General features: G+C 36.0%; 20 protein-coding genes and 1 tRNA gene. 4 read left to right on the plus strand and 17 right to left on the minus strand.

All coding sequences use genetic code 11. From position 1 onward, the window contains the following. The 15 genes from FD46_RS02275 to FD46_RS02335 form a co-directional block, all read right to left on the minus strand. Positions 1-363, minus strand: coding sequence for a hypothetical protein (locus FD46_RS02275; protein ID WP_057895564.1), 363 nt, complete (start codon positions 361-363; stop codon positions 1-3). 353 nt (positions 364-716) lie between these two features. Then, positions 717-983, minus strand: a complete 267-nt coding sequence (locus FD46_RS02280) for a head-tail connector protein (RefSeq protein WP_057895565.1) — start codon at positions 981-983, stop codon at positions 717-719. 131 nt (positions 984-1,114) lie between these two features. Further along, a complete protein-coding gene (locus FD46_RS02285) occupies positions 1,115-2,665 on the minus strand; it encodes a phage major capsid protein (protein WP_057895566.1) in 1,551 nt (516 codons plus the stop codon). Continuing rightward, on the minus strand, positions 2,637-3,758 hold the full coding sequence (locus tag FD46_RS02290; protein ID WP_057895567.1) for a phage portal protein: 1,122 nt from the start codon (positions 3,756-3,758) through the stop codon (positions 2,637-2,639). The genes FD46_RS02285 and FD46_RS02290 overlap by 29 nt, the downstream gene beginning before the upstream one ends. 5 nt (positions 3,759-3,763) lie before the next feature. Beyond that, the gene (locus FD46_RS10520) at positions 3,764-3,934 is read right to left on the minus strand and encodes a hypothetical protein (RefSeq protein WP_235805539.1); all 171 of its coding nucleotides are present in this window, start codon (positions 3,932-3,934) and stop codon (positions 3,764-3,766) included. Next, positions 3,915-5,609 carry a terminase large subunit gene (locus tag FD46_RS02295; protein ID WP_057895568.1) on the minus strand — a complete coding sequence of 565 codons (1,695 nt, stop codon included), beginning with the start codon at positions 5,607-5,609 and terminating at the stop codon, positions 3,915-3,917. The genes FD46_RS10520 and FD46_RS02295 overlap by 20 nt, the downstream gene beginning before the upstream one ends. Beyond that, on the minus strand, positions 5,606-6,076 hold the full coding sequence (locus FD46_RS02300) for a phage terminase small subunit P27 family (RefSeq protein WP_057895569.1): 471 nt from the start codon (positions 6,074-6,076) through the stop codon (positions 5,606-5,608). Before FD46_RS02300 ends, FD46_RS02295 begins: the two co-directional genes overlap by 4 nt. Before the next feature lie 440 nt (positions 6,077-6,516). Next, positions 6,517-6,945, minus strand: a complete 429-nt coding sequence (locus FD46_RS02305) for an HNH endonuclease signature motif containing protein (protein WP_057895570.1) — start codon at positions 6,943-6,945, stop codon at positions 6,517-6,519. 157 nt (positions 6,946-7,102) lie between these two features. Next, entirely contained in the window at positions 7,103-7,438 is a 336-nt protein-coding gene (locus tag FD46_RS02310; protein WP_057895571.1) for a phage head closure protein, read from the minus strand. Further along, entirely contained in the window at positions 7,439-7,828 is a 390-nt protein-coding gene (locus tag FD46_RS02315; protein WP_057895572.1) for a hypothetical protein, read from the minus strand. A gap of 10 nt (positions 7,829-7,838) precedes the next feature. Next, positions 7,839-8,006, minus strand: coding sequence for a sporulation protein Cse60 (locus FD46_RS10325; protein ID WP_157047071.1), 168 nt, complete (start codon positions 8,004-8,006; stop codon positions 7,839-7,841). A gap of 115 nt (positions 8,007-8,121) precedes the next feature. Continuing rightward, positions 8,122-8,817: a hypothetical protein gene (locus FD46_RS02320; RefSeq protein WP_057895573.1), complete on the minus strand. Its 696-nt coding sequence runs from the start codon at positions 8,815-8,817 to the stop codon at positions 8,122-8,124. A 2-nt stretch (positions 8,818-8,819) separates the two neighbouring features. Next, positions 8,820-9,188: a hypothetical protein gene (locus FD46_RS02325; protein ID WP_057895574.1), complete on the minus strand. Its 369-nt coding sequence runs from the start codon at positions 9,186-9,188 to the stop codon at positions 8,820-8,822. 2 nt (positions 9,189-9,190) lie between these two features. Continuing rightward, positions 9,191-9,883 (minus strand): Rha family transcriptional regulator, encoded by a 693-nt coding sequence (locus FD46_RS02330; protein WP_057895575.1) that lies wholly within the window; start codon positions 9,881-9,883, stop codon positions 9,191-9,193. Positions 9,884-10,200: 317 nt separating this feature from the next. Next, entirely contained in the window at positions 10,201-10,473 is a 273-nt protein-coding gene (locus FD46_RS02335; protein ID WP_057895576.1) for an excisionase family DNA-binding protein, read from the minus strand. A 183-nt stretch (positions 10,474-10,656) separates the two neighbouring features. On the opposite strand from FD46_RS02335, the gene FD46_RS02340 reads away from it, so the two are divergent. Beyond that, a complete protein-coding gene (locus FD46_RS02340) occupies positions 10,657-11,385 on the plus strand; it encodes a helix-turn-helix domain-containing protein (RefSeq protein WP_057895577.1) in 729 nt (242 codons plus the stop codon). Positions 11,386-11,438: 53 nt separating this feature from the next. Beyond that, complete coding sequence (locus FD46_RS02345; RefSeq protein ID WP_057895578.1) at positions 11,439-12,587, plus strand: site-specific integrase; 1,149 nt, start codon at positions 11,439-11,441, stop codon at positions 12,585-12,587. Between the two features lie 498 nt (positions 12,588-13,085). Here the strand turns inward: FD46_RS02345 and FD46_RS02350 are convergent, their stop codons facing one another. Beyond that, positions 13,086-13,382: a MazG-like family protein gene (locus tag FD46_RS02350; protein ID WP_157047072.1), complete on the minus strand. Its 297-nt coding sequence runs from the start codon at positions 13,380-13,382 to the stop codon at positions 13,086-13,088. 68 nt (positions 13,383-13,450) lie between these two features. After that, positions 13,451-13,897 (minus strand): hypothetical protein, encoded by a 447-nt coding sequence (locus tag FD46_RS02355; RefSeq protein WP_057895580.1) that lies wholly within the window; start codon positions 13,895-13,897, stop codon positions 13,451-13,453. Positions 13,898-14,161: 264 nt separating this feature from the next. On the opposite strand from FD46_RS02355, the gene FD46_RS02360 reads away from it, so the two are divergent. Continuing rightward, complete coding sequence (locus tag FD46_RS02360; protein ID WP_057895581.1) at positions 14,162-15,001, plus strand: aldo/keto reductase; 840 nt, start codon at positions 14,162-14,164, stop codon at positions 14,999-15,001. 152 nt (positions 15,002-15,153) lie between these two features. Then, positions 15,154-15,225 (plus strand) — tRNA-Asn (locus FD46_RS02365). Positions 15,226-15,347: the final 122 nt, after the last annotated feature.

The raw sequence follows: 15,347 nt of genomic DNA on the forward strand, positions 1-15,347 counted from the left end.
TTACCATAAATACCCATTATCGAATTCTTCTAATGCATTATTTTTCATATAGTTAAATTTGCTCCTAGAACATTGCCATAACTGGCAACATTCATTTACTGAATAGCGCTTATTAATAATATATTCGCTAAGGATAAAGTTGTAACGTGGATCCTCAACAGCCTTTAGAGCGTCCTCAACCTGTTTAATCTGGCAAGCTAGGTCAACATGATTGACCATACTCTTTTCGGTGCCATTACCGTATGAATGACCAGGCATACCGCTTAATACTGGGCTGGATACCTGGCTAAATGCTTTAATATCACGTTTTAACTGTGCGTATCGTTTTAATATACTTTTGATATGTTTTATTTCTTGTTTCATAGGAATCACCTTTCATGTGACCCCAGATATATGTAAGGAGGGCGGGCATTTCAGCCCGCCAAAAAATTAATGAATAAGCACAATTTAATTTAGCTGTTTTAAACCTTTGATCTAATCGAGTAAAAGATAATAATATTAACGTTTGCCTTAAAACCTAAATTACAGCCTACAATCACATTAATCAAAGTCATAACCTCGTACGCTGATTACACCTTGAACCGGCTCAAACTTAGTAATTTTTTGACGTCCATTGGACATTACAGTCTTTTATTTTGTTAAGGTAGAGTTTCAATCTCTACACCTATATTATAACGCGAACAAGTGTTCGATACAAGCGTAGAAAGGCTTATATATCAACTAATTAAGCCCCTCAACTGTTGAATCATTGACACAACTTGATATGGTGTTTGCTGCATATCTATAACTCTGTTTTGATACCAGAATTGCGTCAATAAAGACACTGCAAAGTCATATTGCGTATACTGCGTTAAGTCTGTGTCTGAATCTACTGCCTCCTGTACATAAGCCTTTGCGTTATCAATATACTGTTGAATCATAACATCATCGGCTGTCACGTCTATTCTAAGACTATTTTTTATATCTTCTGGTGTTACTGCCATATAATCACTTCCTTAAATATTAAAATTTTTATTCCAATTCAAAAGTAAGGTTATCAAACTAACCTCTATATGTATGGGAGTGGCTAACCGGCCACTCTCTGTTGATTGATCTTAGGTGTTTATTTTTTAACTTAGGCTGCTGTACCAAGTGCAATGATTACAGCTGCGTCTTTAGAAATGATTTCATAGTCGTTTCTAACAATGACAGACAAGCCTTGGCTGAATTGGTCGAATTTATCCCACTGTGCAGTTACTTGATTGCGGCGGAATACTGCAATAGCTTGTGATAAGTCACCAACGATAACTGGGAATGTACCGTCTGCATTGTCTGGCAATACTTTGTTGCTAATCAAGACAACTGGAGCACCTAACAAAGTGAAGCCGCTTGGTGCTGTTGGGTTTGGTTGTAATAAGTAACGTCCCTCGCTGTCTTTTAAGGTGTCAAGGTAGTTAAATGCTGACTGGTTTACAAACCACATCTTGCCTAATGCTGGATCAAGTGTGACGTTAAAGACTTTCTTCAAATCATCAATACCTGTAGCAGTCGTATGTGTAAAGTTGTCATTGCTGCCAGTTTTACCAGTCAGTAAACTCATGATCTGGCCGTTATCAGTGTTATCAACGAGCTGTTGTAATTGTGCTTTGACTTCACTGACAATGTCGACTTCTGAATCCTCTACAACTTCATTAGAAAGCGCAATTTTGCCAGCACGTGTCTTAGCGTCAAACGGTACATCTATGAACATATTGCCATTCACGTCTGCAATGTCTGCCAGCTCTTCTTTAGTAGCTAAAACAGCAGTTTGTTCAACTGTTGAAATAGGATAAGTACCTGTACCAGATGAAACCTGCTTAACAGTCGCATATTGTGCTAGATTGTACTTTGACTGTTTTAACTGGAATACTGGTGTAATAATTTCCTTTGGAATAACTGCAGCTGCTCCATCTGTTGTAATACCATCACGTAATTCACCATGTGAACGAATATAATCTTCAAATGAACGTGTTTCTGTCTTTGTTCCTGTCTGCTTTTCTGGATCAATAATAGTTTGTTTTGTCATGTTATCATCTTCCTTTTTTTTATTGATAAATTTCTCATAGCTACGTGTATCTACTTGAACATTGGTATCGTCATATGCTGGTACAGCGACAACGGACACATCAAACAAGCTCTTAACTGCGTTAATCGTTCGTGTAACATTGCCATCATCATCTTTAGTCCAGGTATCAGAACCATCATTCACTTCAAAACCAAAACTGCATGAATCAATATTGCCAGCAGTAACCTGTTCATACACATCGTTGGCGTAACTTGTATTTGGCAAGGTGGCCTCAAAGTGTAATCCTTTTTCATCTGGCTCTAGTTTCAAAGTACCAGCTTTAACACTAGCTAAAACTTGACTGTAGTCGTGGTTATTCAGCATTAACACGTCTGATAAATCTACATTATCTAACGCTTGTTGTGTTACAACCTCGGTAAATCCGCCTAAGTCCTTTGACGGTGAATTCCATACGATTGCATAACCAGATAAAGTCTTAGGCTGGTCTTGATTTTGTGGATCCTGTGGAGTGGCCGAATTGTCGGGTGCCTCCGTTTGTGCTGGTTGAGTTTCAGGTGTTTCAGCTTGTGGCTGGTCTGCTCTCAATTCAGCATTAATTGTTAATCGTCTGTCCTGTTTCACTGTTTTCAGCTCCATTCTTATCTAAATTCAAAAATACATTGCCATCATCAGTAGGGGGTAATCCGATTTTGGCTCGTGCTTCATTTCTCATAGCAATACCGCCAGTAAAGCTCCCAACTGCTAACGCTTGCTGGTCTTTTGGATCAAGGCTTAACAGTTTATCCGTATTAAAGGAAAAACTATGTCCTAACTTAAAAGACAGCTCACTGGTAAATGAATCAAAGTAATGCTGCAAAGTACCTTGCAAGTATTGAATATTACTTTGTTCACTGTTAGAGTGTGCATTCTCAACCCCTAAACGTTCCGGTGGCAATCCAAAGGCTTTGGCAATCTGCCTTGTAGTCCAGTCGTTAGAATTAACCAGCTTCAATACATCAGTATTCAGTGACAAATTAGAAATATCCATACTGTCATCAAGCACCATTGAATGCAAAGCATTATCACCTGTAGTAGCTTCATCAAGTGCCTTACGAATATTTTCCTTAGCATCTTTCCCCAGCTCTGTCTTGTGGACTTTAACTAAAGTTGTGCCGTGAATACCTTGACTAAAGAAACCAGTCAATAATTTATTACCAGCGGACTGAATTTGCCGTTCATCTTTTAACGCATACAGTGGGCTGATACCAGATACCCCATCTTTCGTAAAATACTTGAAATGCAGTATGCTGTCAGGCGCAATCTGGCGCTTCGTTCGTCCATCAGGCGAATAAGTATAGGTTAAGCGACCACTCACATCATCTTGTTCAACCGTCATTTGATTATTTGGAATGAAAAATAAATCATGCCCTCGAATTTCAGCAAAGCTATTTCCATTCAGCAGCATATTAACTGCCAGTGCATATTTAAAATGATAGCCGTCCATAATGCTGTTTGGTGTATCGTTTACCATCGTATTAAAAATAGGCGTATCACATAAAATTGGGTTTGAAGCAATATCGCTCGCAATAATATTAACTGCTGCGAAAATATCACTATTTCTTAACACAGAGGCACTCACGAAAGTATATGGATCATCACTAGACATTGAAACCAGTGCTTCAGTAAATGGATCATCTGTCCCGCTTGCAGCGTTACTCTTTACAAAAAAACTCATCTATCTCACCTCTCTTTCTTTTCATAATTAATCAAGAAGGCAAGTAGAATTAGTCCAACACCGGCCAACATCAACGCAATAAAAAATCCCAAGCAGCCGCCTACTCCAATAATCAGTAACAGCATACCCAGGACTAATAAAATTGTTTGAATGTAATTAGAAAGAAAATTCTTCACTCGCATAATATTCGTTTGCGTGTTGGTTCGCCTCCTCTTCTTGGTAGCAATCCATTGCGGCAACATAAGCATTCATTAAAGCCGCTACCGGATCAATTCGGTTACTATTTCTAGCTTTATCAATTTGCCAACCGTTGTTATCAACTTTTAGAATTGCATTATTGACCGCATAAGCTAGAATCTTATTGCCATTATGTTTGATGTTGCCAGCATACAACTGTTCTCTAAAATCTCTTGTTGGTATATTCAAAGTCTTAGTACCTTGTCGTACTTCAAACAATGGATAACTGTCTTTTTCAAATTTAGTCAGCAGAGCATCAAAATTATACGGATCATATGCAATCGCCTTGACTGTCCAATTATGTTGGCCAATCATTTCTTGGATATAATGGTAAACTTCATCATAATCAATAATGCCGCTGTCTAAACGTGTAATAGAACACTCACCAGCACGTTCCAAACTGCGGTAGTCAATGCCGTCACGTTTAATCTTGCTATCAAGTCCGTACTTAGTACCTACCCAAGAATGACTGTCACAATAAAAATGACCGTTGCCAGTCGGCACTATCCAACTAACAGCAGTCAAGTCATTGCTTTTTGATAAATCAACACCAATGTAAACATCACGATTATTCAGATCACTTTGAACACCTTTGCCAGCGTTCCAATCGTCAGCAGAAATATAACTATCTTCACTGGCTTGCAGCCACATATTCATATTCTTTACCAGAAAAGGAATTGTATTGTTTTGCTTAATCGCAATATCTAAATCAGCTTGCAGCTTTTCAGTCATTTTCTTTTTAACATGTGGTTCACTGAATAATGGGTTTGCCTTGATCCAATTCTTTTGGTCGTAAACTTCTTCTTTATCGTCCAGCTCCCAGATAGCAATAAAATAGCGGTCAGCTTTAGCTTTACCTTTAAGTACATCTGACAGCATTTCATATTCAGCGTGCATAGGAACATTCAAATTAAGGCCAGACGTTGAAATAACAGCTAATAAAGAATTATCTTCGTTAGCTTGACCAGACTTTAATACGTTATAGACTTTTCTATCTTTAGCTTCATGCCATTCATCTAAAATAACGGTCGTACCAGCAAAACCATCAAGTGTACTGGTATCACTTGCCAATGCTAAAGCCTTACTGCCAGTTTCTAGATCAGCAATTTCTTGTTTCTGTACTTTAATCCGTTGGCGCATGTACTTAGATTGCTTACGGACTTGCCTTAACCCACTAGCCAGCATGTTATAGCCTAATTTGGCTTGTTTCAGCGCATTAGACACAAACAATACTTGTCTATTCATTGCTGGGTTCTTTTCTCTTAGAAGTCCATTAGCAGCCATACCAGACGCTAAATAAGTTTTGCCATTCTTACGGCTCATACTGATAAAAGCACGGTCATATCTGCGGAATCCTGTATCTTTTTCCCGCCAGCCATATAACTCTGATATGATCCATTCTTGAAACGGCTGCATGGTTAGTTTACTGCCATCTGTTTTAGGCAATGACTCAATGAATTTACATGCTCTTTTTGCTTCATCTTCATCATAATAAAACTTAAAGTCATTTGACTTAGAGCGTTCTAAATCACGTTTAAATCGTTCGCAAGCCTGTTTTATTTTATTGCAAGCTGGAACCTTACCAGCCAAAACATCATCAACATATCTTATCATTGCAGCATCGCCTCAAACTTGTCTTGCGGCTGCTTATCCTTTGACTTGTTAAGCTCCATTTTTGCTCTTGACTGAATGGTCATACCCAATTCAACCGCAATAGATTTCATGTCTTTTATTGCCTGCGACATAATATCCACATACGGGTTCTTTTTTCTAGTGCCATTATCAGTTGTAACTACTAGGCCATGTTTTTTAATATCATCACTGCAGGTTTGAATAGTTTGATAAAGCTTGCAGTAACTAGCCAGCAATGACCTGTCTAATTCACTGATAGGTGTTTCTTTTCTTAGCAGCGGTACAATTCTATTCCACTCTGTTAAAGCACGACCAGCCAACCAATCAGGCGCTTTAGCATTTAACTGTGGATATTCAAACAACGCTTGCTGTAAATCTTTGCGCTGTGCTTTTTCCTCGTTGGTTAAATGTTTATCCATGTTATCAAGCAGTTTTATTTTACGCCCCAATGGTCATTACTCCTTTCGTTTTAAATTTGTGCATTAAAAAACCGCTATGCTTTCACAGCAAGGCGGTTACACATATATCCAGAATCCTTATTATACTCTTATTTTAACACTTTTAAGCAAAAAATGCAAACAAGTGTTCGCTTTAGCGATAGGTAACTACTTAATACAAGTATTATTAATTATAATTTATAAGTAGTAGTAATTATTTACTATCTGTTAGAATAACTAACTTTTTGACTAAATAAAGGGATATTCATAAAAACGAAAGTACCTGTGTCGCTCCCTTGGCAAAATTTTATAGCCCCCATCATTGATATATCAACGTTTGTAACGGTTATAAATTTTTTAACACCCTAAAAATAAAAACGAGCTAACTTTTTATTCAGTCAACTCGCTAGTATTTTAATTACTTATTTATAAGCATTATTAAGCACTTATACTTATTTATTAGAGATACCTCCAGTAATTCCCTTACGTTCTCGTTTCTTTTTAGCAATTCTAGTCTTTTTATTATGACAAGCGTAGCATAACGGCTGTAAATTGCTCTCGTCTAATCGTCTTGACCAATCGTCCTTTACTTCATTGATGTGATCCACTACATTAGCTTTACGGATAACACCTTGCTCATAGCACAACCTGCACACTGGATTGTTCTCTAGGAATCTGCGTGACAGCTTACGCCAAGCACTCGACTTATAAAACTGTTGATACTTACTCTCGTCTGAATCATACATTCGCTTATGGTATCTGTACTTGTTAAGTGCCTGCTTATGCTTAGCACAGTAGTGTTCATTAAATGGTACTAACGTTCTACAGCCAGCATGATTGCATTGCTTCATTGGTTTCACTGTCTTGACCTCGCTATCCATCTAACGAGCTTATATGCTCCAACACAGACAGCACCAGCAGCTATCACAACAAAGCCAGCGAATATTGCTAGATACTTGATTACTATTCCTAAGAACCTCCAACCTAGCCATATAAAGAAACCTGCTATCACTATGAATCCTAGTAGTGCCATGCCTATCACACCTTACTATTCTTTTGCAATGTTACCACGTCAAACGCATTAACATCTGAATCACTATTGACTGCTGCCACATCATAAACCACACCGTCTAGCTGCGCCTGTATGCTGTCGTTTACTTTGTCGTTGTGTCTGATAGCAATACTCTTTACTGCCTTTATATCCTCACCTAAGAGTGTGTACTGCTGCGTCATGGTCTGTGTGTAATCACCACACCAGACAGTAAACTCTGGTACAAATTCGGTATCATAATCGCCTGTATTATCATTTTCAACTGTTTTAATAGTACCAAATGCAACACGCCTTTTTAACCTTGATACATCATAATTCTTCATTTATCCCGCTTCCATTTCATTAATCATTCTTTTATAGCCATTTATCAACTTCAATTCGCTAGGGGCTACCTTATTAAGATCTTCAACCATAGTTTTGTAGTTATTGATAATGTCCTGTCTAACGCCATTCGCTATTTCGCAATAGAAGTTATATTCACGGACTGTTTCATCATACTTTTTTTGACACTTTCGATAGACAAAGATATCTTGAATCGGTAGTGCTTTTTTTAGCTTAGTTTTACTTTTAGCCAATATTTGACTAGAACTTTCATCTAATTCATCTATATGCTCTTGAAATTGTTGCCAGCGTTTCTGATCAATGCTAAGCATATTAAGTGTTCGACAAAAATGTCTGGCTAGTTCTTCATCTAGCTTTTGTGTTACTGCCATTTATTCCACCTCATTTGTAAATAATCATTGCACAATATTCTCCAGTTGTTTCATCACCAGTCATTGAAAACTTAATATCAATAACTCTGCTGCCGGATACTTGATGGTTAAGGAAATATGCAATCTGTGTATCTAAGTTACTTGCTGATCCTGCTGAAATTGTTTTTGTTTTAATCATAATATTTTCTCCTATTCTTGTTTAACACCGGTTGTTCAGAGGAGCTAAAGACCCATGTTCTAAATATATAACTCAGCTTTGCTGAGGGGGACCCGCTTGCGGGGTGGGTTTGAACTTAATTCACTCCTTGCGGATCCATATTTTTACATAGCGTCCTAACTCTATTTGCTAACTCATCTGATATTTTTATACCCATATCTCTTACTAACCAACCAAAAAATAAGTTTGTAGTCGGTCCGTATCTCTTTATCAAATCTTTTAATTCTTTATCACTCGCTTTTAACAGTCTGTCATCGCTGCCTCCTGGTTCTTTGTTTTTAGTAGGTTTCCCTTTCAGACTATCCTTTCCTAGTCCTTGTTCTAACTCTGATCCTAACCCTAATTCTGAATCTAGACCTAGTTCTGAACCTAGACCTAGTTCTGGGATTCTTTTTGGTGCCATTTTGTCGTCCTGTTGTCTTCCAGCTTCATTTTTTTGGTGATACCTACAGTTTTCATCAATTACTAGTTGCTTAAATTCGGCTTGATATTGGGTTTTATGATATTTTTTTGCTGGAACATTATTTTGAACATGCCAATCTACTAATACAATTACTTTATCAAAACTTATAACAAAGCCAGCTTCAATTAATTCATTCAAATATTCCTTTTTTGCTCCCATTAATCTTAAGATAGATTTTGGATTAGCTACAAAGCCATCATCATCTGCGTTTACATTGAGGTGTAAATATACAGCTTGCGCTTCAAGAGACAAATCAAGAAAGCTATCCGCTTCGGTAAATACCTTACTTAGCATTCTACGCTGTGCCATATTTAAGCCCCCTTGTCAGAAAACTCTTTTTTTAGCTGGTATGGTTGCCCCTGTCTATCTATCAACAGTGAATGAAAATATTTATATTTTGTAGACTTATATCTATCAGGATTAATTTTGTTATTATTTACCCTCCAATGAGTAAGACAAAAAACGAACCTATCAAATCTAATTAAATAGCCGTTCTTAACTAATTCATCAACAGTTTTAATTGGTATCCCACAATATCTAGCTGTAGATAAGGTTGTGTTTAAAAATCCATCATCATCTGCTGTTACACTTAAATGAAAATAAAGTGCCTGTGCTTCAACTGACAGATTTAAAAAATCACTTGAACTTACAACTTTTTTCGAAAGTGTCCTTTTCTTCATTTTTATGCCTCTTCTCTTGCTCTACGTAGCGTTTTATTAATCATCAATGTCTTTATGCCTGTGCCACTAACTAACGCTTTAACAGCTTGATATTCCATTCCTAATTCAAGTAAAACAGCAATCTTTTGTTTCATAAGACTAACTTTGTTTAACTCAGCAGCCGAAAGGTATTCAGTTGCGGGTGTACTTTTTGGTACGCTCCTCTCATGTTTAATCTGAGTTGCATTCTTACCAAGTGAAGCTCTGTAAGCAAGTTGTTCAAAGTTTACGTAAGCGTGGCTGTCTAAGTCCTCACGTGATTTTATAGCATCGTTTAACGAACTAGTGGTTAGCTTGCCGGCTTCACGTTTAACATTTCGTTCTTGCAGCTCCTTGTCTTTGTCAAAAAACTGTTTCACTAAATTAAATTTGAAATTTACTACTTGGTTCGTGTTATCAAGTAAAGTCACTAAAAAAGTGGCTTGTTCCCTATTTAAGTGATAAATCTTTACTGGACGGCCTCCTTTAGATCCCTTAGGAGGTTTAGCCATTTCAAAAGTAATAACTCCAAATCTTTCAATTTCTTTTTGATGTTTTTTAATCATTTGTTTTACTTCTTTAAGTGTGTTTCCAGAATATTTAGAAACTACTTTGTCTGTTGTAAATGGCTCTGCGTTCACCGACAAATTTCTAACAAATACAAGTTGATTATTCATTTTAATTTCCCCCAATTTTTCACCGAATGTGATAAACTAAAGGAAGATACGTATTGCTATACTCGCAACTTGGATCTCACTTTTACTTTGGTAGGTAAGTGAGGTCTTTTTTTGTATCTTCCTCATATAGTTCAATCCTTTCTAAAAAAACAATAAAACGATATTAATTGTTAATATGGTAGCCATATATATAAAGAACAAATCCCACCAAAATGCTTGGAACCCTGAAACTTCAAAATATTGGTTAAACTTCCTAATCATAATCACATGCTCCTATCTGATAATTTCATGCTTACACTGCCGCCAGCTGTGCTATTTTATTTTTGTTTTGATAGCATAAATTTATCAATCTCGCTTTTTTTGAATCTGTATGAACCACCAATTAAAGCAAATGGAATACTTTCATTCTTTAACCAAGAATTAAATGTACTTACTGAAATATTTAGATAAGTTGCACATTGCTGTTTATCCATATATTCATTAAACTTTGAATCTGAATTTAAAGTACCCAGTGTTTCAGTAACAACTTTAATTACTGATTGTTGAAGCTGTTGTTCAAATTCTTTTGGTAACTCTACATTCATTTGCATTACTTTACCTTCTTTCTATTTTTACTGAATTATATGTTAATTTGACAAAAATACTTGTCAATTAACACAAGTAAAGAATACTGCTAAATATCATTAAATGCAAGCTTAAAATGCTATTTTGACAAAAATACTTGTTAATAATTAATATTAGGGTTAAATTAAGTGTGCGGAGGTAAAATAACTATGATTAGAAATAGATTGAAGGAATTACTAGCTGAAAGAAATTTGCGAATTTCAAGAGTAGCAGCAGATATACCTAATTTATCGAGAAACACAATAACTACGACATCACAAAATGAAGGCAAAATGCTGCAATTAGAAACAATAAATACCCTATGCCAATATTTAAATATTGAACCAAATGATTTTTTTGAATACTTACCATTTGACGTTGAGGCAGTAGTATCAACAGATCACGAAACTGTCTTTGACGGGCTTAAAGACTACAACAAAAACGCATATTCAGTTTCAGCTAAAATTTATCCATTCGACTTTGACTTATATTTATTTAAGAAACGTATAAATGAATCTTCTGGCTCCATAAAGAAAACCTTTGATTTAGTAGTTCGACTAGATCATGAAGTTGAGTTAAGTAGTAAACATCCAAACATAATAAAATTTGAGGTTCTGCTTGGCCATGCAGATGACAAAAAAAGTTATGAAAAGCAGAAAGATGAATTTTATGACTTTTGGAATAAACAGCTTACCCCAGGATTTCAACAATTTGTGAAAAAAGAGATTATGGAACAATGCCATGATACTTTTAGCAAATATGTAAAAAAGCAACTAGATACATTTTTCGAATTCAAATTTAGAAAACTTCAGTTTACATTTACTTTTGAAGATGCTTTTTTAAACAAAGACTTTTCAACTCCTAGGATTAGACTTCAATCTGAAGATTTACCATTTTAACTTTCTAATACATAACACACTTGCCGCCAGCTGTGCGTTATGGAGGAATTACAATGGCTTCAATTCAAAAGTATTCAACTAAAAAGGGTACTAAGTGGTTATATCGTTTATATGTTGGAGTTGATGATCAGACAGGAAAAAAGAAATACGTTGTCAAACGAGGTTTTGAGAACAAAAAAAGCGCCACTCTAGCTTGCGCAAAATTTGAAGTGCAAACCAGTAATGGCGGTATCAAGAAACAAAAGGATATTCTATTTTCAGAGGTATACCAAGAATGGTATTTGAACTATAAGAATACAGTTCGCGAGAGTACCTGGAACCGTACCGCTGGAATGTTTAAAAATCATATTCTCCCCTATTTTGGAGAAAAGCGAATAGCAACTATTACTACACATGAAATACAAGCCGCAGTGAATGACTGGTATGCACATGTGACAGCTAATTATAAACGTTGGTATAACTATACTGTTTCTGTTTTCGATTATGCTATCAAGCAAGAATATGTATCTAGGAACCCAGCTAAAAACATCATTCTACCAAAAAGACACGATGTCGCTGGTGATAAGTTACCTAACTTCTGGTCTAAAGAACAGTTAAATAATTTCTTTAGCTGCATTGATCCTAATAAGAATCTGGATATATTTACTATGTTTCGTGTGCTTGCCTATGTTGGCTGTCGAAGAGGTGAGCTTTTAACCCTAGAATGGAATGATATTGACCTAACTAAACAGACAATACGGATCAATAAAACTCTAACTCAAGGCGAAGGTGGTAAACAGATTGTACAAGCTCCTAAAACACGTAATAGCCGCAGAACGGTACCGATAGATAGTAAGACTAATTACTGGCTTAGACGTTGGAAAATGGAACAAAGACGCTTATATTTAATTTTAGGTTTTAACACTAACCAGCCACATCAATTAGTATTTGCTAACACTAAAAACGGTTATCATTCACTTAATACACCAGCAAAACGTCTCAAAAAGATTATACGTGATAATAACTTGAAGCCACCTATTACCATTCATGGCTTTAGGCATTCACATATATCTGCCCTATTATCTGCTGGTGTTCCTGTTACAGCCGTTCAGTTACGAGTTGGTCACGCCAGCCCAGAAGTTACTTTATCAGTATACAGTCACATTACCGCCAAACAAAGTAGAAATGCAGCTGAGAAGTTGGAAAACTACCTTGAAAACTAAAAGGAGAACCAAAAAGAGAACTATAACAATTTTATAAGTCGTTATAAACGCTATAAACTCTGGTATAACAAGGTTCCATGTGAAACAGTTACGTTTCCCCTGGCCACCGCCACCCATCAGAGGTTTACTAACCAGTAATCATTAGGCATCAGAAATGCCTTGGTTACTGGTTTTTTTGTACTTTAAATTAAATTTGTATTGCACATAGTGTCATTAATAATCAAAAAAAGTTAGCCAAAAGGTAAGCCAAAAAATAACTTGCGTGGGGCAGTGGTTGTTGATCAAAAAAATAGTTACTTCGAGATCTCATAATTACTAAAATAATGTAGAAGTAGTTTATAAATCTAGTAGGTATGATAACTATGAACTAAATAAAAATAATTTTACTAATGTAACTAATACATACTTAATACAATAAATACTTATTCCAGCTATTTGTTAATTAAATTATCCTCACCAGCAAGCTCATTCAATACTCCATCTTTATTTCTTGTTTAACTAGTTATTCTGATTATGAATCCATTTATCGACCTTGCGATTAACCAGTTCTTCTATCTCCTCGTTAGATGCCCCAAGCTTCACAATTAACGCGTACGTAACCAGTAAAACATCGACTAACTCTTCCTTTACGTTGGTTTGATCCAGCTTCTTATACTTATTTCCTGAAGCACCTTTACTAGATAGATACGCTTGAGATGCTTCACCAAGTTCTTCAATCAACTTCATAAATTGCTCTTCTGGGCTCTTCGGCTCTGTTTCAGCTGTCCTTCTGATTTTATCAATCATTTGTTCCATGATACCCAACTCCTAACTCTCTTAATTATCAAATTGCCAGCATATTCAAACAGCGATTTTATAATTGGTTAAATTTCTGTCAAAATTACGGGACGCTTAATATATTTTAAAAAAAGCAGCAGATTGCTCGGTGAAATAGCAATTCCTTCTCTTCCATTTTGTAAAGCAATTAATACCAGTCCGCTGCTTAAGATTCTAGAATCAAAGATTACTTTGAGCGGCATCTTTGTTTCCTCTACCAACACTAGGGGTGTAATTTCCCTAAAAGTCACATCAAAAAACCGTTTTCTTTGTTTCTGATTGCAAGGCACAAGTTTTTTGTTTTGATACAGCCAGTTCGTTTCTGCAGAGAAACGTAATATATATTTCTGAGTTCCCTTTTCCAAAAAAAGAGCACTTTTTAAGTTTGGGCCTATAAGGGCGCTTTTTTCATCTGAGGAAACATCTTGAATGGCATATTCCATCTTAATTTTTTTAAAAATATTTAAAGCTTCTTTATCAACGTAATTCTCCATAATACCCCCACCTTCAAAATAATCCAGAAAATTGTATCATGTTCTGTTAACTACAATTCCATGCTTGTTTAATGCGATTATAACCCAAGCTCAAAACTGGGGGGCTAATTTACACACTACGCTGGCTTTAGCACTTTCTAAGTTTTTATAACGCTATAAGCATTAGCTTTGAACACAATAAATTATTAAGCAATTAATTTCACATTTATAATTCAAAGTAATATGTTATTAGTGTACAGAAATATTTAGAGGAGGAATTGGTTTATGAATATCCCTGTTAAAACTTTGAATGATGGACACTTTATTCCAAAAATTGGTCTGGGGACTTTCCAAATTCGAGGAGGAGCTGGCATTGATCAAGTTCTTTCTGCAATCCAAGATGGTTATCGGCTTTTGGATACCTCAACAAATTATGATAGTGAAGGAATTGTTGGTGAAGCAATCAGAAGATCTGGCATCCCGCGTTCTGAGTTTTTTGTCACTTCCAAGCTTCCAGGAAAGTACCATCACTATGATGATGCACTAATGATGATCCAAGAGTCCTTGTGCCGTATGGGATTGTCATATTTTGATCTTTACTTAATCCATTGGCCCCTGCCCAAGCGCGGCCTTTATGTTGAAGCTTGGAAGGCGCTTATTACTGCTAAAAAGCTCGGTTTATGCCGCTCGATTGGCGTTTCCAACTTTGAACCCGAACACCTTGATAAATTGATTTCTGAAACTCATGTTACACCAGCAGTTAACCAAATCGAAATTCATCCTTACTGGGTTCAAGAAAGGATGCTTGCTGAGGATACTAAACGTGGAATTGTAACAGAAGCTTGGAGTCCTCTTGGTCGGGGAAGTTCTGCTTTACAAGAACCGCTTATAAAAGAATTAGCTAAAAAATATGGTAAAGGTGTTGGACAAATCATTTTACGTTGGCATATTCAACGTGGAATAATTCCGCTTCCTAAGTCAAGCAAGTTAGACCATCAAAGAGAAAATTTAGCTGTTTTTGACTTTTCATTAACTGCTGAGGAAATCAAGAAAATTAACTCCTTGTCTCGAACAGATGGCAAAATAGATGACCAAGATCCAAACGAATATGAAGAGTTTGATTAGAAAAAGCAGCTTAAAACTAATTTTTTGGGCCTTCCTAATACAAGTTAATTATTTTTAGTTCATTAATTTTCCACTGAACAAAGGGTATTTTTCAAAAAAGTATTTACACTTCTGAAAATATATGGTATAAATATATTTGTCTTGAAAAACATTGCTCAGTAGTTCAGTGGTAGAATAATTGACTGTTAATCAAGAGGTCGTAGGTTCGAATCCTACCTGAGCAGTAACAAAGGCATTCTATTAAATAATAGGATGCCTTTTTGCTATTATGATTAAACTGCAATGAGTAAAATAATCTTGTATTGTACTTTATGCGTAACTATTTTTTAAACCAAGTTTCCAGATT

This window comes from Liquorilactobacillus oeni DSM 19972, from assembly GCF_001436275.1.
GTDB classification, from domain to species: Bacteria; Bacillota; Bacilli; order Lactobacillales; family Lactobacillaceae; genus Liquorilactobacillus; species Liquorilactobacillus oeni.